Below are 1142 nucleotides of genomic sequence, written 5' to 3' on the forward strand. Positions count from 1 at the left end.
ACACGACTTGGAAGGTTAGCTAGGTATTCCATCTAGGACAATAGACGGACTGACGTTGGAAAGGCCCGATGCATTGTCCGTTAGTTGGGATTGGCTCTACCCTACAAGGGTTTCTGCAGAACTATCGTCCGGTCTTTTGCCGACAGGCCGGGTTTGACCATGTCAGTCGTTATATCAATGGCCTGTTGTTAAGCCCAAATAAGACTCTACAAGGAATATACGCTCAAATCGTCTGGCCAGAGGGGACCCAGGTGAGCCGCCGAGCGATGCATGAATCGGTGTTCGAATCGCGATGGAGTCGCGATGAGCTCATGCGTCGACATCGGGCACTGGTGGCCCCCCGCTATCGAGGTCGTGGGCGAGCGGTGATTAGTCTGGACTGGACCTATTCGTATCATCCCTACAGCCGCAAGATCTATGGAGCCAAGTCCGCCTATGATTATGTGCATAGTGGTTGGAGTCGCTATCAAACAGTGGTCACCGCTGCCATTGCCAATCCCCATCGGGTGGATGGCTTAGCGGTTGAGGTGCAACCGCCCAATTATCAGAAAGCAGAGTTGGCGTATTTAGCGATGACACAACGAGAGCATTACGAACAACTTGACCAGGTGCGAGAGCGATTGCTGGAATTACTCCATTATTATTTACACCAACAAAGCTATCAGAAACGAACGGAGATGGTGGTTGAGAGTGTTCGCACTATCGAAGCCGAAGGGCAGTACCCTCAAGCAGATTATGCCTTTGACCAGGGCGTGTTGACTCGTCCGTTAACCGAACTGATTGAATCTAAAGGCAAACATTGGGTCAGTGAGATTGAACGGACGCGACTGATTATGTGGAACCACACCTGGCAGCAGGTACAACACGTGGCTCAACAACTTAAAGAGAGTCATCCTGAGAGTTTTCGACACAAGAACGTTCGTTGCCGAAACAGTCAATATCGAGAGGTTTGGGCATTTACTAAAGTTGTTCGTCTCAAAAAATATGGTCGCAAACGTATTGTCATTGTTCATGAAACTGAAGACCTCAGTGATGCCCCTCGTTTTCTCTTAACCGATGCCCTGCATTGGGATGCCAACCGGACCTTTTCTACCTGGACCTTTCGATGGCCGATAGAAACCTTTCACGAGTTTGCCAAACAG

Annotated in this window: 1 protein-coding gene; it reads left to right on the forward strand. The window is 49.7% G+C overall.

Annotated elements, in window-relative coordinates:
• Positions 1 to 68: 68 nt before the first annotated feature.
• Positions 69 to 1142: hypothetical protein (locus DXZ20_RS37085; RefSeq protein WP_250566272.1), on the forward strand; the 1074-nt coding region annotated here is incomplete at its 3' end.

It is taken from the genome of Adonisia turfae CCMR0081 (assembly GCF_011009555.1).
Classification (GTDB): Bacteria; Cyanobacteriota; Cyanobacteriia; order Phormidesmidales; family Phormidesmidaceae; genus Leptothoe; species Leptothoe turfae.